The organism is Enterobacter sp. ku-bf2 (assembly GCF_001742765.1).
Taxonomy (GTDB): domain Bacteria; phylum Pseudomonadota; class Gammaproteobacteria; order Enterobacterales; family Enterobacteriaceae; genus Enterobacter; species Enterobacter quasiroggenkampii.
Genome location: NZ_MDVW01000018.1, coordinates 408661 through 430282 on the forward strand (window position 1 = coordinate 408661; position 21622 = coordinate 430282).

General features: G+C 55.4%; 19 protein-coding genes. 10 read left to right on the forward strand and 9 right to left on the reverse strand.

The genetic code is table 11. The features are described 5' to 3' along the window. Nucleotides 1-12: 12 nt before the first annotated feature. Both lpdA and traT read left to right on the forward strand, forming a co-directional pair. A complete protein-coding gene (lpdA, locus tag BFG58_RS16905) occupies nt 13-1437 on the forward strand; it encodes a dihydrolipoyl dehydrogenase (RefSeq protein ID WP_003856313.1) in 1425 nt (474 codons plus the stop codon). Between the two features lie 196 nt (nt 1438-1633). Beyond that, nucleotides 1634-2365 carry a conjugal transfer complement resistance protein TraT gene (traT, locus tag BFG58_RS16910; RefSeq protein WP_048225655.1) on the forward strand — a complete coding sequence of 244 codons (732 nt, stop codon included), beginning with the start codon at nt 1634-1636 and terminating at the stop codon, nt 2363-2365. A 55-nt stretch (nt 2366-2420) separates the two neighbouring features. On the opposite strand, the gene BFG58_RS16915 is transcribed toward traT, so the two are convergent. Next, nucleotides 2421-3212 (reverse strand): DUF2950 family protein, encoded by a 792-nt coding sequence (locus BFG58_RS16915; protein ID WP_063620806.1) that lies wholly within the window; start codon nt 3210-3212, stop codon nt 2421-2423. A gap of 10 nt (nt 3213-3222) precedes the next feature. Further along, nucleotides 3223-4797: a DUF3300 domain-containing protein gene (locus BFG58_RS16920; RefSeq protein ID WP_069720173.1), complete on the reverse strand. Its 1575-nt coding sequence runs from the start codon at nt 4795-4797 to the stop codon at nt 3223-3225. An 893-nt stretch (nt 4798-5690) separates the two neighbouring features. On the opposite strand from BFG58_RS16920, the gene acnB reads away from it, so the two are divergent. Then, entirely contained in the window at nt 5691-8288 is a 2598-nt protein-coding gene (gene acnB / locus BFG58_RS16925; RefSeq protein WP_069720174.1) for a bifunctional aconitate hydratase 2/2-methylisocitrate dehydratase, read from the forward strand. Between the two features lie 190 nt (nt 8289-8478). Then, the gene (gene yacL, locus BFG58_RS16930) at nt 8479-8841 is read left to right on the forward strand and encodes a protein YacL (protein ID WP_045907811.1); all 363 of its coding nucleotides are present in this window, start codon (nt 8479-8481) and stop codon (nt 8839-8841) included. A gap of 31 nt (nt 8842-8872) precedes the next feature. Here the strand turns inward: yacL and speD are convergent, their stop codons facing one another. From speD to BFG58_RS16945, 3 genes are all read right to left on the reverse strand, one after another. After that, the gene (speD, locus tag BFG58_RS16935; protein ID WP_008501953.1) at nt 8873-9667 is read right to left on the reverse strand and encodes an adenosylmethionine decarboxylase; all 795 of its coding nucleotides are present in this window, start codon (nt 9665-9667) and stop codon (nt 8873-8875) included. Beyond that, entirely contained in the window at nt 9668-10537 is an 870-nt protein-coding gene (gene speE / locus BFG58_RS16940; RefSeq protein ID WP_039265690.1) for a polyamine aminopropyltransferase, read from the reverse strand. It lies immediately after the preceding gene. Nucleotides 10538-10652: 115 nt separating this feature from the next. After that, on the reverse strand, nt 10653-11000 hold the full coding sequence (locus BFG58_RS16945) for a YacC family pilotin-like protein (protein ID WP_045327862.1): 348 nt from the start codon (nt 10998-11000) through the stop codon (nt 10653-10655). A gap of 145 nt (nt 11001-11145) precedes the next feature. On the opposite strand from BFG58_RS16945, the gene cueO reads away from it, so the two are divergent. Continuing rightward, entirely contained in the window at nt 11146-12714 is a 1569-nt protein-coding gene (gene cueO, locus BFG58_RS16950) for a multicopper oxidase CueO (RefSeq protein WP_069720175.1), read from the forward strand. A gap of 85 nt (nt 12715-12799) precedes the next feature. Here the strand turns inward: cueO and BFG58_RS16955 are convergent, their stop codons facing one another. Next, nucleotides 12800-15190, reverse strand: coding sequence for a glucose/quinate/shikimate family membrane-bound PQQ-dependent dehydrogenase (locus BFG58_RS16955; protein ID WP_048225662.1), 2391 nt, complete (start codon nt 15188-15190; stop codon nt 12800-12802). Between the two features lie 208 nt (nt 15191-15398). Between BFG58_RS16955 and hpt the strand changes: the two genes are divergently transcribed. After that, complete coding sequence (gene hpt / locus BFG58_RS16960) at nt 15399-15935, forward strand: hypoxanthine phosphoribosyltransferase (protein WP_008501948.1); 537 nt, start codon at nt 15399-15401, stop codon at nt 15933-15935. An 86-nt stretch (nt 15936-16021) separates the two neighbouring features. Here the strand turns inward: hpt and can are convergent, their stop codons facing one another. Beyond that, the gene (gene can, locus BFG58_RS16965; RefSeq protein WP_008501947.1) at nt 16022-16684 is read right to left on the reverse strand and encodes a carbonate dehydratase; all 663 of its coding nucleotides are present in this window, start codon (nt 16682-16684) and stop codon (nt 16022-16024) included. 107 nt (nt 16685-16791) lie between these two features. On the opposite strand from can, the gene BFG58_RS16970 reads away from it, so the two are divergent. The 4 genes from BFG58_RS16970 to BFG58_RS16985 all read left to right on the forward strand — a co-directional run bounded on the left by BFG58_RS16970 (nt 16792) and on the right by BFG58_RS16985 (nt 20342). Further along, complete coding sequence (locus BFG58_RS16970; RefSeq protein ID WP_008501946.1) at nt 16792-17718, forward strand: ABC transporter ATP-binding protein; 927 nt, start codon at nt 16792-16794, stop codon at nt 17716-17718. Beyond that, entirely contained in the window at nt 17715-18485 is a 771-nt protein-coding gene (locus tag BFG58_RS16975; RefSeq protein WP_032675960.1) for an ABC transporter permease, read from the forward strand. Before BFG58_RS16970 ends, BFG58_RS16975 begins: the two co-directional genes overlap by 4 nt. A gap of 104 nt (nt 18486-18589) precedes the next feature. Then, nucleotides 18590-19030, forward strand: a complete 441-nt coding sequence (locus tag BFG58_RS16980; protein WP_069720176.1) for a PTS sugar transporter subunit IIA — start codon at nt 18590-18592, stop codon at nt 19028-19030. A 64-nt stretch (nt 19031-19094) separates the two neighbouring features. Further along, nucleotides 19095-20342, forward strand: coding sequence for a polysaccharide deacetylase family protein (locus BFG58_RS16985; RefSeq protein ID WP_048225666.1), 1248 nt, complete (start codon nt 19095-19097; stop codon nt 20340-20342). A 3-nt stretch (nt 20343-20345) separates the two neighbouring features. Here BFG58_RS16985 and panD read toward each other — a convergent pair whose 3' ends face one another. Together panD and panC are read right to left on the reverse strand one after the other, a co-directional pair. Next, nucleotides 20346-20726: an aspartate 1-decarboxylase gene (gene panD, locus BFG58_RS16990; RefSeq protein ID WP_006173750.1), complete on the reverse strand. Its 381-nt coding sequence runs from the start codon at nt 20724-20726 to the stop codon at nt 20346-20348. 34 nt (nt 20727-20760) lie between these two features. Further along, nucleotides 20761-21612, reverse strand: coding sequence for a pantoate--beta-alanine ligase (gene panC, locus BFG58_RS16995; protein ID WP_069720177.1), 852 nt, complete (start codon nt 21610-21612; stop codon nt 20761-20763). Nucleotides 21613-21622: the final 10 nt, after the last annotated feature.

Sequence of the window (21622 nt, forward strand, 5' to 3'; positions counted from 1 at the left end):
TAAGAGGTCATGATGAGCACAGAAATCAAAACTCAGGTCGTAGTACTTGGGGCAGGCCCGGCAGGTTACTCCGCAGCATTTCGCGCAGCGGATTTAGGTCTGGAAACCGTCATCGTAGAACGTTACAGCACCCTCGGCGGTGTTTGTCTGAACGTCGGCTGTATCCCTTCTAAAGCGCTGCTGCACGTAGCGAAAGTTATCGAAGAAGCCAAAGCGCTGGCTGAACACGGTATCGTCTTCGGCGAGCCGAAAACCGACATCGACAAAATTCGTACCTGGAAAGAGAAAGTTATCACTCAACTGACCGGCGGTCTGGCGGGTATGGCCAAAGGCCGTAAAGTGAAAGTGGTAAACGGTCTGGGTAAATTCACCGGTGCGAACACCCTGGAAGTGGAAGGCGAAAACGGCAAAACCGTGATCAACTTCGACAACGCGATCATCGCGGCAGGCTCTCGCCCAATCGAACTGCCATTCATTCCACATGAAGATCCACGCGTGTGGGATTCCACCGATGCGCTGGAGCTGAAAACCGTTCCTAAGCGTCTGCTGGTTATGGGCGGCGGTATCATCGGTCTGGAAATGGGTACCGTGTACCATGCGCTGGGTTCAGAGATCGACGTGGTTGAAATGTTCGACCAGGTTATCCCGGCTGCTGACAAAGACATCGTTAAAGTCTTCACCAAGCGCATCAGCAAGAAATTCAACCTGATGCTGGAAACCAAAGTGACTGCCGTTGAAGCGAAAGAAGACGGTATTTACGTTTCCATGGAAGGCAAAAAAGCCCCATCCGAACCACAGCGTTACGACGCCGTGCTGGTGGCTATCGGTCGTGTACCGAACGGTAAAAACCTCGACGCGGGCAAAGCTGGCGTGGAAGTAGACGACCGTGGCTTCATCCGCGTTGACAAACAGCTGCGCACCAACGTGCCGCACATCTTTGCTATCGGCGATATCGTCGGTCAGCCAATGCTGGCGCACAAAGGTGTTCACGAAGGTCACGTTGCCGCTGAAGTTATCGCCGGCATGAAGCACTACTTCGATCCGAAAGTGATCCCATCTATCGCGTACACCGAGCCAGAAGTGGCATGGGTTGGTCTGACTGAGAAAGAAGCGAAAGAGAAAGGCATCAGCTACGAAACCGCCACCTTCCCGTGGGCTGCTTCTGGCCGTGCTATCGCTTCCGACTGCGCAGACGGTATGACCAAACTGATCTTCGACAAAGAGACTCACCGCGTAATCGGTGGTGCGATTGTCGGTACCAACGGCGGCGAGCTGCTGGGTGAAATCGGTCTGGCTATCGAAATGGGTTGTGACGCTGAAGACATCGCGCTGACCATCCACGCACACCCGACTCTGCACGAGTCCGTGGGCCTGGCGGCAGAAGTGTTTGAAGGCAGCATCACCGACCTGCCAAACGCGAAAGCGAAGAAGAAATAAGTTTCTTCCCTGATTGCTAACGCCTCCTCTGGAGGCGTTTTTTTTTGCCTGAAAACTACCCATTATGGTAGGTAACTTATTGTTATTTCCTCTAAAAATTTTCATCTGTCTGCCGATACCTTTTGCACCATTGTGTAGCTACTGGCCGCACGGTTAACGATTCTGGACTTTTGATTACACACAAAAAGGAAATAACATGTCTTTGAAGAAAGTGATGGGGATTGGCTTATTAGCGGCAGTGATGACGCTGACCGGGTGCGGTGCGATGACGACGGCGGTGAAAAAACGCAACCTGGAAGTAAAAACGCAGATGAGTGAAACCATCTGGCTTGAGCCATCCAGTGAAAAAACGGTCTACATTCAGGTTAAAAACACTTCTGATAAAGACATGAGCAACCTGCAGACGCTGCTGGCAAACGATCTGAGTGCCAAGGGATACAAGGTCACCAGCTCTCCTGACAGCGCATACTATTGGGTGCAGGCTAACGTTCTGAAAGCAGACAAAATGGACCTGCGTGAATCTCAGGGCTACCTGAAAACCGGCTATGAAGGTGCCGCTGTGGGTGCCGCGCTGGGTGCCGGTATCACGGCCTACAACAGCAACTCCTCCGGCGCAGCGCTGGGCGTGGGGCTGGCTGCGGGGCTGATCGGCATGGCGGCAGATGCGATGGTGGAAGACGTAAACTATACCATGGTGACCGACCTGCAGATCTCCGAGCGCAGCAAGGCGAAGGTGACCACGGACAACATCGCGGCGCTGCGTCAGGGAACGTCTGGCGTGAAGCTGCAAACCAGCTCCGAGCAGGGCGACCGTGCGAAGTATCAAACCCGCGTGGTGTCGAACGCTAACAAAGTAAACCTGAAGTTTGAAGAAGCCAAACCGGTTCTGGAAGCTCAGCTGGCGAAATCAGTCGCCAATATTCTGTAAGTTAAAAAGCCGGGGGGCGGCTTCGCCTTACCCGGCCTACAGGCAGAGCGGGTATTCAGGGTTCGACGGGCTGCCAGGTTTTATCAGGCGCGTATGAGGCCAGCGCCCGGGCCTTTTGCTCCGACTCGCTGCCGAGATCGGACTGGTACACCTTGTCGTCCTGATTTATCACAAAGCTCATCACGCCCGTCTGGCCGTAGCTGACCGGCCACGCCACCATCGCGAAACCGTTTTTATCCGGCAGGATCCGGAAGCGATAGCCGTGATAGCCGGTCCCCGGCTCTTTTGGGCTAAATGCTGGTCCGAGCGGACTGGGCGCTTCGCCGGGAGAGGCAGGCCAGTACAAACCGTCTTTTTTGCCCTTCGAGCTGACAATCTTCTGCGCGTATTTCTGGTTCATCGCAAAGTAGCTTTGCTGCGCATCAACATAGGCATGTAAGGCTTCAATGGCGGCAAGTTCATTACGCCCGATTTCGCGGGTCAGGATCTCTTCCGCCCCTTCTTTGATATCGAATTGCCAACCGGTGGCGGTTTTGATCACCGGGATGGGAAGCTGCCAGCTGTTATCGCCGACAACAAGATGCGCCGTATCCCCTTCGACAACGGTGTTATGACGGACTTTCCAGTCGCGCAGGAAACGATCGACGGCATCCGGATCAACGCCTTCAGGGGGCAGAAAATCGCGCCAGTTCTCTCCAAGCAGGTTGCTCATCGCGCGCTCATTATGCTCACCAATGGCGTTGGCCAGCGCATCGGTCGCCTGATCGGGCGTGCTGAAAGACTGCTGCGCCATCGCCGAGGCCGAAAGCATGAACAACACCATTCCACTGAGTAGTTTACTTTTCATGTCGGTTCCCTTAGCGATGTCGAATTTCACGGCGTTCAGCGCGTCCACCAGACGCCTGACGCGGCTGCTGCTGGCGAGCCGCAAGCTGCCTGCTTTGCGCACCACGCTGCTGCTGCGCCTGCCAGTTCGCGGAGCGGCTGTCGTTGCCGCTCAGCGCATTGGCCCGGGGCTGGCTGTTCCGCTGCTGCAGAGTATGCTGCTGCGCGGGCTGCGAAACCCGTTTCTCTTGTCTGTGCGCTGTGGTCTGGCGATTTTCTCGCTGCTGCGTGGTGGTCCGCTTCGCCGTCTGCGGTTTGGTGTCGTAGCCACGGTAGTTATTGCGCTGGGAAATCTGCTTCAGCTGTTCACTTGAGGCCTGACGCTGCACATCTTTCGTGCCGGGACGTGTCGTTTGCGGGAAGGTTTTACCCGTGGATTTCTCCATCTGGCTCAGGGCCGCCTGACGCTGGCTGTCCCGGTTAACCGGTTTTTGCTGCGTTGAGCTTAGCCCGGTAGCCGTGCTGGTGGGGTGGAAACGGGTGTTGAGCTGGTTGGTCGGATAGGGCACACCTTCCCGATAGGCCGGGTTATGCTGCCAGGTGCGGTTGGCGTCCGTCAGACGCTGTCCGCTGATTTTATTGAAGTTCTCAACGTTGATATTGATGTTGTTATCACCGTTGCGGTTATAGCCGCCGTGATTATCCCAGTCACCGTCATGATGGTGATCCCAGTCATCGTCGTCATCCCAGTCGATGTTGCTGAAAATGGCATAGGTTGTGGCGACACCCAGGCTGAAGCCTAAGCCGTTGACGAAGCTGTTGCCAAACTGCTCCCCGGGTGTAGGCGGGAGATAGGTGGGCGGATAGGCAGTGTTGGGCCAGGTCCCGTAAACCGTATTGGGGTTATAGGTGGGGACGTACACAACCTGCGGATCGGCAGATTCAATTTTGATCACCGTTGGCGCGGGCGCAGACGTGGTTGTGGTTGTGGTTGTCGTCGTTGCCTCGGTGGTGCTGGTTTTAGCCGGAGCCGGTTTAGTCACGGTGGTGACCGTCTGCTGAGGCGTGGATTGTAACGCGCCTGTCTTCTGTGCCAGCGCGCGCAGGCGCTGAACGGAATCCATCACGTCTTTCGGCTGCGCGAGAAACGCATCGCCCAAATTTTGTACCCACGGCGGGTTTTCACCCATCAGCGACATGAGCTGAGGAAACGCGACCAGCGATTTTACGCTCGGATCCCATGGCTGGCTGGCAACGGCCTGAATGGCGGCGTCCCCTTCCATTTTAGGGTTGTCTTTTGACCACTGCGCCGCCTGAATCACGTTGGCCGGGTAAGTCGAGGCCATCAAGATCTGTGACAGCAGGGCGTCCGGGTAGAGCGCGATAGGGGCAACCCACTGATCGATTTGCGCGGCAGTATAGGTTGGCGCGACGACTGGAGCGGGCGTTGCTGCTGCCGGTGCAGCGGGTGCAGCCGGTTGTTGAGCGACGGGGGCGGGCGCAACGGGTTCCGTTGCGCGGCTTTTGACAAACATGACGCCTGAGGCGGCAAGCAGCCCGGCACTGCACAGAAGGACGAGCAGATGTGGCTTAAAGGGCAACTTCATAAAATGACTCCAACGAGACAAGCGCTGTGCCGTGAGGCGTTACGGTTGGCGTGAGTATTATTCACCCGTCTTTTACTGTTTTGACTTTTATTGGGAAGCGTCCGGTACGTCCGGATAAAGAGTGTGAGTATTTATTACACAATTATATGCGATGCGGGAAAAACCGAAGGAAATTCAGAAGGCCGCTCTTACGAGCGGCCAGCAGCTAGTTGCCGAGGTTGACGACAAACAGCACCGTGATGTCGGATATGTTCCAGCCACCGTGCAGCGCGGTTAGCAGTAAACCAGTCACAACGATCAACGCAGTGATTCGCATCTCCATTGCGTGCGTTCCTGTACAGGCTACGCGGGTTCATTCTCCACCGGGAAAGGCAGAACCTGGCAAATGAGTACATTGCCGCGTAGGTTACGGAACTGCTCCCGGGCCCGGTGACTGGTTGCTACACCAGCGAAGCAGGCCGAGCGCAACAGTATTATAGCCTAAATGGACTGAAAAGAGGTGAAATGCAGTTTCATTCTTTTTCATTCGAAACTGGATGGCGGCTCGTAAACACAAAATATGGGCTTGCGTATCTACATACTCAGGAGCATTATTCATGACGAGTGCATTGCCGCAAATCTGCCAACCCGGTGTGCTACCACCGCAAGGCAACAAATAAACCGCTATCAGGCGGTTTTTTTGTCCCCAAAATTCACCTCCTCACCCCGCTACACCATGCTTAACGATTCAGCAAATTTTTTAATGTTGCTTTTTTGTAAACGGATTAACACTGTGCAGAAATCCTGCTATGCTGCCCGACGCGGTATCGGGCATTTACCCTACAAACTGCTGTCTCACAGGAGCGTGAAGAGAACGCCCGCCGCATATGACAATGAGAGCGAGGAGAACCGTCGTGCTAGAAGAATACCGTAAGCACGTAGCAGAACGTGCCGCCGAGGGAATTGTACCCAAACCTTTAGATGCAACCCAAATGGCCGCGCTCGTCGAGCTGCTGAAGAACCCGCCTAAGGGCGAAGAAGAATTCCTGTTAGATCTGTTGATCAACCGCGTACCGCCTGGCGTAGATGAAGCTGCCTACGTAAAAGCCGGATTCCTTGCTGCTATCGTCAAAGGCGAAGCCACCTCCCCACTGGTTACTCCTGAAAAAGCCATTGAACTGCTTGGCACCATGCAGGGTGGTTACAACATTCATCCGCTGATTGACGCGCTGGATAACGACAAGCTGGCACCGATTGCCGCTAAAGCGCTCTCGTCTACGCTGCTGATGTTCGATAACTTCTACGATGTGGAAGAAAAAGCCAAAGCAGGCAACGTCTATGCGAAGCAGGTGATGCAGTCCTGGGCTGATGCCGAATGGTTCCTGAATCGTCCAGCACTTGCTGAAAAAATCACCGTCACCGTCTTCAAAGTGACCGGTGAAACCAACACCGATGACCTCTCTCCGGCACCGGACGCGTGGTCTCGCCCGGATATCCCTCTGCACGCCCTGGCGATGCTGAAAAACGCCCGTGAAGGCATTGAGCCGGATCAGCCAGGCAGCGTTGGCCCGATCAAACAGATCGAAGCCCTGCAGAAAAAAGGGTTCCCGCTGGCCTACGTGGGTGACGTTGTGGGTACCGGTTCTTCCCGTAAATCCGCGACCAACTCCGTGCTGTGGTTCATGGGTGACGACATCCCGCATGTGCCAAACAAACGCGGCGGCGGCCTGTGCCTCGGCGGTAAAATTGCACCGATCTTCTTCAACACCATGGAAGATGCGGGCGCCCTGCCGATCGAAGTGGACGTCTCCAACCTGAACATGGGCGACGTGATTGACGTTTACCCGTACAAAGGTGAAGTGCGTAACCACGAAACTAACGAACTGCTGGCGAGCTTTGAGCTGAAAACCGACGTGCTGATCGACGAAGTGCGTGCCGGTGGCCGTATTCCGCTGATCATCGGTCGTGGCCTGACCACCAAAGCGCGTGAAGCGCTGGGTCTGCCGCACAGTGATGTATTCCGTCACGCGAAAGACGTTGCGGAGAGCAATCGCGGTTACTCTCTGGCGCAGAAAATGGTCGGTCGCGCCTGCGGCGTCGCAGGTGTTCGTCCTGGCGCATACTGCGAGCCGAAGATGACCTCCGTAGGTTCTCAGGACACCACTGGCCCAATGACCCGTGACGAACTGAAAGACCTGGCGTGCCTGGGCTTCTCTTCCGATCTGGTGATGCAGTCCTTCTGCCATACTGCGGCGTATCCGAAGCCGGTTGACGTAACCACGCACCACACGCTGCCAGACTTCATCATGAACCGCGGCGGTGTTTCCCTGCGTCCGGGCGACGGCGTAATTCACTCCTGGCTGAACCGCATGCTGCTGCCGGATACCGTGGGTACCGGCGGTGACTCCCATACCCGTTTCCCAATCGGTATCTCCTTCCCGGCGGGTTCCGGTCTGGTGGCGTTTGCTGCGGCGACGGGCGTGATGCCGCTGGATATGCCGGAATCGGTGCTGGTGCGCTTCAAAGGTAAAATGCAGCCGGGTATCACCCTGCGCGACCTTGTTCACGCGATCCCGCTGTATGCGATTAAACAGGGTCTGCTGACCGTTGAGAAGAAAGGGAAGAAAAACATCTTCTCTGGCCGTATCCTGGAAATCGAAGGTCTGCCGGATCTGAAGGTTGAGCAGGCGTTCGAGCTGACCGATGCCTCCGCTGAGCGTTCAGCTGCGGGCTGTACCATCAAGCTGAACAAAGAGCCGATTATTGAGTATCTGAACTCTAACATCGTGCTGCTGAAGTGGATGATTGCAGAAGGCTACGGCGACCGTCGTACGCTGGAGCGTCGTATCCAGGGCATGGAGAAATGGCTGGCCGATCCGCAACTGCTGGAAGCCGATGCTGACGCAGAGTACGCGGCGGTGATCGACATCGATCTGGCGGATATCAAAGAGCCAATCCTGTGTGCACCGAACGATCCGGACGACGCGCGTCCGCTGTCCGAAGTTCAGGGCGAGAAGATCGACGAAGTGTTCATCGGATCCTGCATGACCAACATCGGCCACTTCCGTGCGGCTGGCAAGCTGCTGGATACCCACAAAGGCCAGCTGCCAACCCGTCTGTGGGTGGCGCCGCCAACCCGTATGGACGCGGCTCAGCTGACCGAAGAGGGCTACTACAGCGTGTTTGGTAAGAGCGGGGCGCGTATTGAAATTCCTGGCTGTTCCCTGTGTATGGGCAACCAGGCGCGCGTCGCCGACGGCGCGACGGTGGTTTCCACCTCGACCCGTAACTTCCCGAACCGCTTAGGTACCGGTGCGAACGTCTTCCTGGCCTCTGCGGAGCTGGCGGCGGTTGCGGCGCTGATTGGCAAACTGCCAACGCCGGAAGAGTACCAGACCTTTGTGGCTCAGGTGGATAAGACCGCGGTGGATACCTATCGCTACCTGAACTTCGACCAGCTCTCTCAGTATACCGAGAAGGCTGACGGGGTTATCTTCCAGACGGCGGTATAAACAGCAAAACCGTCTCTACGAGACGGTTTTGAGTGTTTGCACCCTCTCCCGTGGGAGAGGGACGGGGTGAGGGCATCAGGCCGCAGGGTCTTGCTCTCACCTTTTTATTTTCATTCCTCCCACCTCTCACGCTTTTTTTCTTCCTCTCTGCTGCGATAATTACCCTAATGGCTTTGCAGAGGAAAACACTATGGATTACGAATTTCTGCGCGACATCACCGGAGTGGTGAAAGTGCGTATGTCGATGGGCCACGAAGCCGTTGGACACTGGTTTAACGAAGAGGTGAAAGAAAATCTCGCCCTTCTTGATGAGGTTGAACAGGCGGCAAATACGGTGAAAGGCAGTGAACGCTCCTGGCAACGCGCCGGGCACGAATACACGCTGTGGATGGACGGCGAAGAGGTCATGGTGCGTGCCAACCAGCTCGAGTTTTCAGGCGACGAGATGGAAGAGGGGATGAGCTACTATGACGAAGAAAGCCTGTCGCTGTGCGGCGTTGAAGACTTCCTTCAGGTGGTGAATGCCTACCGCGAGTTCATGAAACAGCGGTAACTTCCCGAAGCGTCCCTGCTCCGGGCAATACTTACACGGCCGGAATGTTGCGGCCGTAGTAAATCTCGCGCATCTCTTTCCAGAGCAGGTCAGTAATCGCCTTACGCTCTTCTTCGCTCAAATCTTCCGGCTTCGTGTGGAACATATAGTGCTTAAGGTCGAATTCCTTAAGTAACATCTTGGTATGGAAGATGTTTTCCTGATACACGTTCACATCCATCATGTCATACAGTGATTTCATGTCCTCGGACATAAAGTTCTGAATAGAGTTGATCTCGTGGTCGATGAAGTGCTTCATGCCGTTGACGTCACGGGTAAAACCGCGCACGCGGTAATCAATCGTGACGATATCTGATTCCAGCTGGTGGATGAGATAGTTCAGCGCGTTGAGCGGGGAAATCACGCCGCAGGTCGACACTTCAATATCGGCGCGGAACGTACACAGCCCACCTTCCGGGTGACTCTCCGGGTAGGTATGGACGCAGATATGGCTTTTATCCAGGTGGGCAACCACCACTTCCGGCAGCGGGCCCGGATGTTCCGTTTTGTCGATAAGCTTCGGGTCGACCGGCTCTTCGCTGACCAGGATGGTCACGCTGGCGCCCTGGGGTTCATAATCCTGTCGGGCGATATTCAGGATGTTGGCGCCGATAATGGAACAGGTTTCTGACAGGATCTCGGTCAGACGGTTGGCGTTGTAGAGTTCGTCGATATAGGCGATGTAACCATCGCGTTCTTCCGCTGTTTTGGCATAGCAGATATCGTAAATACAAAAACTCAGGCTTTTGGTCAGGTTGTTAAAGCCATGCAGTTTAAGCTTTTTCAATTAGCTCACCCCCTTAGTGGATAATGCGTCTTGCAGGTACTGCGGCAGAGCAAACGCTGCGGTATGAATAGCCGGATTGTAGTATCGGCACTGAAGACCGGCCTGATGGAAGCGGGCCTGAATAATTTCGGTGGAGAGATGACGTAAGACGTCGTTATCCGTCGCCCAGGCAAAGGTCATGATCCCGCCGTAGTAGGTTGGAATTGCCGCCTGATAGAAGCTGACATCCTCGAAATAGGTGCTCAGCTTACGGTGGCTATCCAGCGCTTCATCCTGCTGCAGGAAGCAGACGCCATTTTGGGCGACGAAGATCCCGCCCGGGTTCAGACAGCGCTTGCAGCCTTCGTAGAACGAGGAGGTAAACAGCGACGCGCCAGGACCGATAGGATCGGTGCAGTCGGAGATGATCACGTCAAAGGTCTGCGAGGTCTGGTTAACGAAGTTAACGCCGTCGTCAATCACCAGGCTAAAGCGCGGGTCATCATAGCTGCCGGCATTGTGGTTGGGCAGATACTGGCGGCAGAAAGAGACGACGCCCGCATCGATTTCCACCATGGTGATGGTTTCAATGGAACGATGGCGGGAAACTTCACGCAGCATTGCGCCATCGCCACCGCCGATAATCAGGACATGCTTCGCGTGGCCGTGTGCCAGCAGCGGGACGTGGGTCATCATCTCATGATAGATAAACTCATCTCGCTCGGTCGTTTGCACGACGCCATCCAGGGCCATGACGCGGCCAAAGGCAGCATTCTCGAAGATGATCAGATCCTGGTGATCGGTTTTCTCATGATAGAGCACGTTATCAACGGCAAAGTACTGACCAAACTGGTCATGCAGTGTTTCATGCCACAACGTGTGGTCGGCCATACGCGGACTCCTCCTTTGTTAACATCCGTTACGCTCACAAAAAATGAGCGAAACATGATAGCTAACTATAACCGTGGTTGCACGGCTATAGGTTCAACAGGGGGCGTCGGGAAGGTTATTTGACGTAGGCGAGCAGGCTGAGTGAGTCGCGAGCCAGCGCTTTGCATTTTTTAGAGGTGGGAATGCCAATACCGCTTAGGTCACGGTAGCTGTCTTCGCCGAGCGCCTTCATGTCGAAGCTGTCGTAGTTGCTGAGATCCCACTGGTTCTGCTGGGCAAAAAAGACCAGCGCGCGGCGAATTTGCCCGTTGGGTAAATTCTGGTAGCCACAATCATTTTTCAGGAATACAAAAACCGCCGTTAAATCGGCCATATCTTCCGCTTCATTTTCACTTAGCGCATAGCTGTTCGCACACATTGCCATCAGGCTACCGAACAAAATTGTCCTGAAAAACGTCTTCATTGCTTCTACCACTTCTTCACGGAAAATTAACGTTAGCATACTTGGTGCCAGTGCGACGATCTTTATTATTGCCGCTTTACTTGACCTTCCGGTAAGGGGAGGGTTTATGCTCAAAAGATCGCCTGCTGGAAATAAGGAAATGAACATGCAACGTCGTGATTTTTTAAAATATTCCGTGGCGCTGGGTGCTGCCAGCGCATTGCCTCTCTGGAGCCGCGCGGTTTTTGCGGCTGACAGGCCTGCCTTACCCATCCCTGATTTGCTGACTGCGGATGCCCGTAGCCGTATCAAGCTTGTTGTTCAGTCCGGCAGCACGCTGTTCGGTGCGCACAACGCGACAACCTGGGGCTATAACGGCAATCTGCTCGGCCCGGCGCTGCAACTGCGCAAAGGGAAGGCGGTGACGGTGGATATCCACAATACGCTTGCTGAAGAGACGACGGTGCACTGGCACGGACTGGAAGTGCCGGGCGAGGTAGACGGCGGGCCGCAGGGCATCATCAAAGCAGGCGGTTCGCGCAGCGTCACCTTTACGCCTGACCAGCGCGCGGCAACCTGCTGGTTCCATCCGCATCAGCATGGCAAAACGGGCCATCAGGTGGCGATGGGGCTGGCGGGACTGGTGCTGATTGAAGACGACGAGAGCCGCCTGCTGCGCCTGCCGAAACAGTGGGGCATCGACGATGTGCCGGTGATTGTGCAGGACAAGAAATTCACCGCTGACGGGCAAATTGACTACCAACTGGACGTGATGAGCGCGGCGGTAGGCTGGTTTGGCGACACGCTATTGACCAACGGCGCCATTTATCCTCAGCACGCTGCGCCGAAAGGCTGGCTGCGACTGCGTCTGCTTAACGGTTGTAACGCGCGTTCACTCAACTTTGCCACCAGCGATAAGCGTCCGCTGTACGTGGTCGCCAGCGACGGCGGGCTGCTGCCTGAGCCGGTGAAGGTCAACGAACTACCGATGCTGATGGGGGAGCGTTTTGAGGTGCTGGTGGATATCAGCGACGGCAAGGTGTTTGACCTCGTGACCCTGCCGGTTAGTCAGATGGGGATGGCGGTCGCGCCGTTTGACAAGCCGCATCCGGTGCTGCGTATTCAGCCGTTACAGGTGACCGCTTCCGGCACGCTGCCTGATACGTTAACCACTCTGCCGGCCCTTCCGTCGCTTGATGGGCTTACGCAACGCAAACTGCAGCTCTCCATGAACCCGATGCTCGATATGATGGGCATGCAGGCGCTGATGGCGAAATATGGTGATAAGGCGATGGCGGGGATGCATCACGGGCAGATGATGGGCCACATAAATATGGACCACGGCAAAATGGGCGGCATGGGTAACATGAATCACGGCGACCATGGCTTTGATTTCCATAACGCCAATATGATCAACGGTAAAGCGTTCGACATGAACACGCCGATGTTTGCAGCGACAAAAGGGCAGCTTGAGCGCTGGGTGATTTCAGGTGAAGGGGACATGATGCTGCATCCGTTCCATATTCACGGTACGCAGTTCCGCATTCTTTCTGAGAACGGCAAAGCGCCGGACGCGCATCGCGCGGGCTGGAAGGATACGGTAAAGGTGGAAGGCGGCGTCAGCGAGGTGCTGGTGAAGTTTGACCACGATGCGCCGAAGGAGTTTGCCTATATGGCGCACTGCCATCTGCTGGAGCATGAAGATACGGGGATGATGCTGGGCTTTACCGTATAAAAAAGCCGGGTGGCGACTTCGCCTTACCCGGCCTACATAGCGTACTCGAAGGCCCGGTAAGCGTAAGCGCCACCGGGCTTTTCAGTTACTTGTTTTCGTCAGGCAGTGCATACGCGACAATATAGTCGCCCATCTTCGTGCCAAACGAACCGTGACCGCCCGCAGAGATGACAACGTACTGCTTGCCATTCACTTCATAGGTCATCGGCGTGGCTTGTCCACCCGCTGGCAGACGGCCTTGCCACAGTTTCTCACCGTTGGTCATGTTGTACGCGCGCAGGTAGTTATCTGCTGTTGCCGCGATGAACAGCACGTTACCGGCGGTGGAGATTGGGCCACCCAGCATTGGCATACCCATATTAAACGGCACAGGAACCGGCATCGGGAACGGCATGCTGTCCTGCGGGGTACCAATACGTTTTTTCCACACGATCTGGTTGGTTTTCAGATCCAGACCGGAGATGTAACCCCAGGCAGGCTGTTTACACGGCAGACCAAACGGCGACAGGAACGGGTTCAGCGTTACGCCGAACGGTACGCCATACTGCGGCTGAATTCCGGCTTCGGTACCGCTGCCTTTCGCGTCTTTCGGCTGCTCCATTGGGTTGCCCGGACCGCGTGGGATTAGACGGGAAACGAACGGCAGCGCCATTGGGTTAGCGATAGCGACCTGACGGTTAGGGTCAACGGAGATCCCGCCCCACTCGAACATCCCCAGGTTACCCGGGAAGACCAGTGTGCCTTGCTCAGAAGGCGGCGTGAAGATGCCTTCATAGCGCAGCTGATGGAACATCACGCGGCACACCAGCTGGTCAAACATCGTGGCACCCCACATGTCTGCCCCGCTGAGGTCTTTCTTCGGACGGAAGCTCAGATCGGAGAACGGCTGGGTTTTGCTGACGTAATCACCTTTCGCCGCACCCTGCGGAACCGGTTTTTCCGGTGCCGGCACAACCAGCTTGCCGTTGCTGCGATCCAGTACGAAGATGTTGCCGGTTTTCGCCGGAGCGTAAATCACCGGTACGGTTTTGCCGTTAACGGTAATGTCCGCCAGCGTCGGCTGGGACGGCATATCCATATCCCACAGATCGTGGTGTACGGTCTGATAGCTCCAGGCCAGCTTACCGGTGGTCGCGTTCAATGCCACGATAGCGCTGGCATAACGTTCCTGCTCCGGCGTGCGGTTACCGCCCCAGATATCTGGCGTAGTAACACCCATTGGCAGGTAGACCAGGTCCAGCTTCGCGTCATACGCTGCAGGTGCCCAGGAGTTTGGCGAGTTAAAGGTAAAGGTGTGCTCGTCCGACGGGATCGCATTCGGATCTTTCGCGCCCGGGTCGAAGGCCCACAGCAGCTTACCGGTATTCACGTCGAAACCACGGATAACGCCGGAGGTTTCACGGGTGGAGAAGTTATCCGTTACCGAACCGGCAATCACGATGGTTTTATCAGTGATGATTGGCGGCGAGGTTGGCTCGTACAGACCCGGCGTGGTATCCGGCATATTGGTCTGCAGATTCAGGATACCTTTGTTGGCAAAGGTTTCACACAGCTTGCCCGTTTCGGCATTGATGGCGAACAGACGACCATCGTTGACCGGCAGCATAATGCGGCGCGGACAGTCGGCAACCACTTCCGGGCTCGCATTATCGGCGCGCGCTTCGTGATAAGAGACGCCACGGCAGGTCACGTGCTGGAAGGACGGGTTGGAGTTCAACTGCGGATCGAAGTGCCATTTCTCTTTACCGGTGGCCGCGTCGAGCGCGAACAGACGCTGGTGCGCCGTACACAGATAAAGCATATCGCCGACTTTAATTGGCGTCACTTCGTTGGTCAGTTCCCCCGGATCGTTCGGCATCTTCAGGTCGCCGGTACGGAATACCCAGGCTTCTTTCAGGTTCTTAACGTTGTCCGCGTTGATCTGCTTCAGCGGAGAGTAACGCTGGCCTTCCTGGTTACGACCATAGGCAGGCCAGTCGCCGTCAGCAACCTGTGAGATTGCTGCTGCAGGCGTGGATTCTGCGTTCAGCGTACCGTTGATCTCCTGCGGGTCGTTAAAGCCAGCCCAGGTGAGGATACCGCCGCTGATCAGCAGCGCCACCACCAGCGCCGCAACGGCACCGCTGGACGGCACGATCAGGCGACGCCAGACGAACGGCAGGATCAGCCAGATACCGAAGAAGACCAGGATGTCACTGCGCGGCGTCAGCGCCCAGAAGTCAAAGCCGACTTCCCAGACGCCCCAGATCATGGTGGCAAGAAGGAGTGCGGCATACAGCCACAGTGCAGATTGTTTTCTACGCCAGAGCAGGACGGTTACGCCAAGCATAACCAGGCCCGCAATCGGGTAGTACCAGGAGCCGCCGATCGCGACCAGCCAGACGCCACCGATTAACAGGTACAGGCCGCAGAAGGCGGCGAATAGCGCTGTTAATGTCACCAGTAGACGCGGCTGTTTAGAGTTTGTTTCAGCCATAGAAAGTGTACTCGTCAGTTTTTGTTAATAATTTGCTAGCAACTAATTATAGGTATTAACAAGTGTGATCGGAATCACAATATTTGCTTTTTATAACTCATACGCCAGGGTTATCCATTTGCTGATATAATGGCTAGCTTGCGTATCAGTGCTGGATATTAACTCATCCGTATTGAGAGATTTTCATTAAAATCATTTGGTTAGTAATATGAAACATACTGTTGAAGTGATGATCCCGGAAGCCGAGATCAAAGCGCGTATCGCCGAACTGGGTCGTCAAATCACCGAACATTACAAGGACAGCGGCAGCGAAATGGTGCTGGTCGGTCTGTTGCGCGGCTCTTTCATGTTCATGGCCGACCTGTGCCGTGAGGTGCATGTGCCCCATGAGGTCGATTTTATGACCGCCTCCAGCTACGGCAGCGGCATGTCCACCACCCGTGATGTGAAAATCCTGAAAGATCTGGATGAAGATATTCGTGGTAAAGATGTGTTGATCGTTGAGGACATCATCGATTCCGGCAACACGCTGTCAAAAGTGCGCGAGATCCTGAGCCTGCGTGAGCCAAAATCGCTGGCGATTTGCACCCTGCTGGATAAACCTGACCGCCGTGAAGTGCAGGTGCCGGTAGAGTTTGTCGGTTTCTCTATTCCTGACGAATTCGTCGTCGGTTACGGCATTGACTACGCACAGCGTTATCGCCATCTGCCGTATGTTGGGAAAGTGGTATTGCTGGACGAGTAATTGCGGTTTGTTGCCCGGTGGCGCTGCGCTTACCGGGCCTACGAATGGGCACATGTAGGCCGGGTAAGCGCAGCCGCTACCCGGCTTTATTTATGGTTTACGTGCTTAAGCTGAAGGTTGGCAATTCCCGAACGGTAACGCTGCTCCAGCGTTTCCCGGTTGGTGGCGGTCACTTCCAGGTTGCGCAGCAGACCGTCGTGAATACCGTACGCCCAGCCGTGGATCGAGACTTTCTGCCCGCGTTTCCACGCCGATTGCATGATCGTTGAGTGGCCCAGGTTATACACCTGCTCCATCACGTTGAGTTCACACAGGGTATCCATGCGACGCTCCTGCGGCATTTCGCCCAGCAGTGAGCTATGTTTGAACCAGATATCGCGGATGTGGAGCAGCCAGTTATCAATGAGCCCCAGCTCCGTGTTTTCAACCGCTGCCTGCACGCCGCCGCAGCCGTAGTGGCCGCAAATGATGATGTGCTCGACTTGCAGAACGTCAACGGCATACTGAACAACAGAAAGACAGTTGAGATCGGTGTGAATCACCAGGTTGGCTACGTTGCGGTGAACAAACAGTTCGCCGGGCTCGAGGCCGGTCAGGCGCTCCGCCGGTACGCGGCTGTCGGAGCATCCAATCCAGAGAAAGCGTGGATTTTGCGCCTGCGCGAGTTTTCCAAAAAATCCGGGGTCTTCCTCCACCAGCATTTTTGACCATAGTGCATTGTTGCTGATGAGTGTATCTATGTTGTTCATGGAGGTTAGCGACCTGTAACCGAGTAATTGCGTTGCGCTACTATAGGGTAACCCGACTTTTAATGAAACCACACAACGTGTGTCAGAACTGAAGGTAAGTTAATTTCATGGCAATTGCACTGGAGCTTGAGCAGCTTAAAAAAACCTATCCGGGCGGCGTTCAGGCGCTGCGCGGAATAGATCTAAAAGTAGAGGCCGGTGATTTTTACGCGCTTCTGGGGCCGAACGGGGCGGGGAAATCGACCACCATTGGGATTATCAGTTCGCTGGTCAATAAAACCTCCGGCCGGGTGAGCGTCTTTGGTTATGACCTGCAAAAAGATGTGGTGAACGCCAAGCGTCAGCTGGGTCTGGTGCCGCAGGAGTTCAACTTCAATCCGTTTGAGACGGTGCAGCAGATCGTCGTTAACCAGGCGGGTTATTACGGCGTTGAGCGTAAAGAGGCCCTGGAGCGGAGCGAAAAATACCTCAAGCAGCTCGACCTGTGGGAAAAGCGTAACGAACGCGCCCGGATGTTATCCGGCGGGATGAAGCGCCGTCTGATGATTGCCCGCGCGCTGATGCACGAGCCAAAACTGCTGATTCTTGATGAGCCAACGGCGGGTGTCGATATTGAACTGCGCCGCTCCATGTGGGGCTTCCTCAAAGACCTCAACGACAAAGGCACCACCATTATTCTGACCACCCACTATCTGGAAGAGGCAGAAATGCTGTGCCGCAACATCGGCATCATTCAGCACGGCGAGCTGGTGGAAAACACCTCGATGAAGAACTTGCTCTCCAAGCTGAAATCCGAAACCTTTATTCTCGATCTGGCGGCAAAGAGCCCGCTGCCGAAGCTCGAAGGCTATCAATACCGCCTCGTCGATACCTCGACGCTGGAAGTGGAAGTGCTGCGCGAGCAGGGCATCAACAGCGTGTTTTCACAGCTGAGCGCGCAGGGTATTCAGGTCTTAAGTATGCGTAACAAAGCGAACCGACTGGAAGAGCTGTTTGTCTCTCTGGTGCAGGATAAACAAGGAGACAAGGCATGACGCATCTTTACTGGGTCGCGCTGAAAAGCATCTGGGCGAAAGAGATTAACCGCTTTATGCGCATCTGGGTGCAAACTCTGGTGCCGCCGGTCATCACGATGACGCTCTATTTCATCATCTTCGGTAACCTGATTGGTTCCCGGATTGGTGAGATGCACGGCTTTACCTATATGCAGTTTATCGTGCCGGGCCTGATTATGATGGCGGTGATCACCAACGCCTATGCCAACGTGGCGTCATCGTTCTTTAGCGCCAAGTTCCAGCGCAATATTGAAGAGCTGCTGGTGGCACCGGTGCCAACGCATGTGATCATTGCCGGTTACGTCGGCGGCGGCGTGGCGCGCGGGCTGTGTGTCGGGATCCTGGTCACGGCGATTTCGCTGTTCTTTGTCCCGTTCCAGGTGCACTCCTGGCTGTTCGTCGCGCTGACGCTGCTCCTGACGGCAATCCTCTTCTCGCTGGCCGGTTTGCTGAACGCCGTGTTTGCCAAAACATTCGACGACATCAGCCTGATCCCGACCTTCGTGCTGACGCCGCTGACCTATCTTGGCGGGGTGTTCTACTCCCTGACGCTGCTGCCGCCGTTCTGGCAGGCGCTGTCGCACCTGAACCCGATCGTCTATATGATCAGCGGCTTCCGCTTCGGCTTCCTCGGCATCACCGATGTGCCGCTGTTTACCACGGTGGCGGTGCTGGCGGTGTTCATCATCGTCTTCTACCTGCTGTGCTGGTACCTGATCCAGCGCGGACGCGGTCTGCGCAGCTAGCCCTCAGCCCGGCGACATTCTGTTTGCCGGGCATTTTCTTTGACAGTTATCACCGTAAGCTAACCTTCACTCCGCTAAACTACTTGCCTGCTAAGGAGAGAGTTATGCTGGGATGGGTTATCACCTGCCACGATGAACGGGCGCAGGACATGCTGCTGAAGCTGGAAGCCAGGTTTGGTCCACTGCCACAGTGTCGCGCCGTCAACTACTGGCGCGGCTTGAGCACCAACATGCTTGGCCGGATGATGTGCGATGCCCTGCATGAAACTGACACTGGAGAGGGCGTCATTTTTCTTACTGATAAATCCGGCGCGGCGCCGTACCGTGCTGCGGCCCTGATGAGCCATAAGCACGACGGCTGCGAGGTGATCTCCGGTATTAGCCTTCCATTGCTTGAAATGATGTATCCCCAGCGCGAAACATTAACCAGCGCGGCGTTCCGTAACGTTATCGTCGCGCAGGGTACACCGGGCGTCAGCAGCTTGTGGCATCAGCAGCAAAAAAATCCCCCTTTTGTCCTGCTTCATGACCTGTATAAGAATTAAACATTGGTATTGATGTCGCTTTTGCTACAATGGCATAAGTATTTCCGCTTCGAATAAGACCCTCATGTTCACGCGTATTGTTTTCCTGCTATTGATGTTCGTCTCCGGCACTTCTTCTGCCAGTTTATTAAGTCAGCAAAGACTGCCTGCTCAATATATGCAAACCACCGAAGATGCGGCGATTTGGGCGCAGGTCGGCAACAGCGTCATTAACGTCGGCAACGTGCGGGCAGGGCAGATCCTTGCGGTGGTGCCTGCGGCGGCGGACTACTATGAATTTCGCTTCGGATTTGGCACGGGCTTTATCGACAAGGGGCACCTGGAGCCGGTGCAAGGCAAACAGCGCGTCGAGGATGGCCTGGGGGATTTGAATAAACCGCTGAGCAATCAAAACCTGATAACGTGGAAAGACACGCCCGTTTATAACGCCCCGAACAACGGTAGCGCACCCTTCGGCACCTTAAGCGCCAATCTTCGCTATCCGATCCTGAACAAGCTCAAAGATCGCCTCAATCAGACCTGGTTCCAGATCCGCATCGGCAACCGCCTGGCCTGGATCAGCAGCCTGGACGCGCAGGAAGATAACGGCATTCCGGTCATTACCTACCACCATATTTTGCGCGACGAAGAGAACACCCGTTTTCGCCATACCTCCACGACCACCAGCGTGCGTGCGTTCAACAACCAGATGACCTGGCTGCGCGATCAGGGCTATACCACCCTGACCCTGTATCAGCTGGAAGGGTATGTGCGCAACAAGATGAACCTGCCGGCGAAATCGGTGGTGATTACCTTCGACGATGGCCTGAAGTCCGTTAATCGCTATGCTTACCCGATCCTCAAAGCGTATGGCTTTAAGGCGACGGCGTTCATTATCTCGTCGCGCATCAAGCGCCACCCGCAAAAATGGGCGCCAAAATTCCTGCAGTTTATGAGCGTGTCGGAGCTGGAGCAGATGCATGACGTGTTCGACTATCAGTCCCACACGCACTTCCTGCACCGCGTCGACGACAACCATCAGCCCATTTTACTTAGCCGCAGCTATCACAATATTTTGTTTGATTTTAAGCGCTCGCGCCGGGACCTGGCGCAGTTCAACCCGCACGTGCTTTACCTCTCGTATCCCTTCGGCGGTTATGACGATAAGGCGATTAAAGCTGCGAATGACGCCGGGTTCCATCTGGCGGTGACGACGGTACGAGGGAAGGTCAAACCGGGGGATAATCCGTTCTTGCTGAAGCGCCTGTATATCTTAAGAACGGATTCGCTGGAGACGATGTCGCGGCTGATCAGCAATCAGCCGCAGGGGTAAATATCAGGCAACCTGAACCGGAATCGCCTTTGCGGTGCGCTTCATTTCATTCTCGCCTTCGAAGTAGGCGACTTTAGGCTGCCAGCGACGCGCTTCTTCGTCAGACATCATCACGAAGCTGGCGATGATCACGATATCACCCACGTCCGCGCAGTGCGCCGCAGCGCCGTTAACGGAGATGATTTTAGAACCGCGCTCGGCGGCAATCGCGTAGGTAGAGAAGCGTTTACCGTTGTTCACGTTCCAGATATCAATCGCTTCGTTTTCGAGGATACCTGCTGCATCAAGGAAATCCTGGTCAATGGCGCAGGAGCCTTCATAGTGCAGGTCGGCCTGCGTGACTTTCACACGGTGAAGCTTACCTTGCAGCATTTTGCGAATCATTACGTTTACCTATAATTATCAGGGGTGAAAGGAACTACGCCAGCTCAACCACTTTATTGTCGATCAGACGCGCCTGACCTAGCCAGGCCGCCACCAGGATGACTGCGCGCTTGCTGTTCTGTGTTAATTCCAGCAGCGTATCAGCATCACGAATTTGTACGTCGTCAGCACGAAGCCCCTTATCGTTAAGCGCCTGCTCGGCAAGGGTGATAATTTCTTCTGCTGTTAACTCTTTTGCCAGCATCTGCTCAGCCATGGTGTTCATGACCTTGCTGAGACCCGGCGCGATTTTACGCTGTTCGGCGGTCAGGTAGCCATTACGCGAGCTGAGTGCCAGACCGTCTTTGGCGCGTACAATCGGTACGCCGACAATCTCGATATCGTAACCCATATCCGCAACCATCTTGCGGATCAGCGCCAGCTGCTGGAAGTCTTTCTCGCCAAAGCAGGCAACGTCCGGCTGTACCAGGTTGAACAGCTTGCTGACGATGGTGGAAACGCCGCGGAAATGGCCCGGGCGGCTCGCGCCTTCGAGCATGGTGGAAATGCCCGGGACGTCAACGTAGGTTGCCTCTTCGGTACCCTGCGGGTAAACATCTGCCGGTGCAGGTGAGAAGACGATATCCGCGTGGCGTTTTTTAAGCTTCTCGCAATCTTCCTGCAGGGTGCGCGGGTAGCGCGCCAGATCGTCTGCGCGGTCAAACTGCATGGGGTTCACGAAGATACTGACCACCACGATATCTGCCCGCGCGCGGGCTTCGTCGACGAGCTTCATGTGGCCGTCATGCAGATTGCCCATGGTCGGGACCAGTGCGATACGTTTACCTTCCTGACGCGCGCGGCGGATATGCTGGCGAAGCAGCGGCAGGGTTTCAATGATTAGCACAACGAGACTC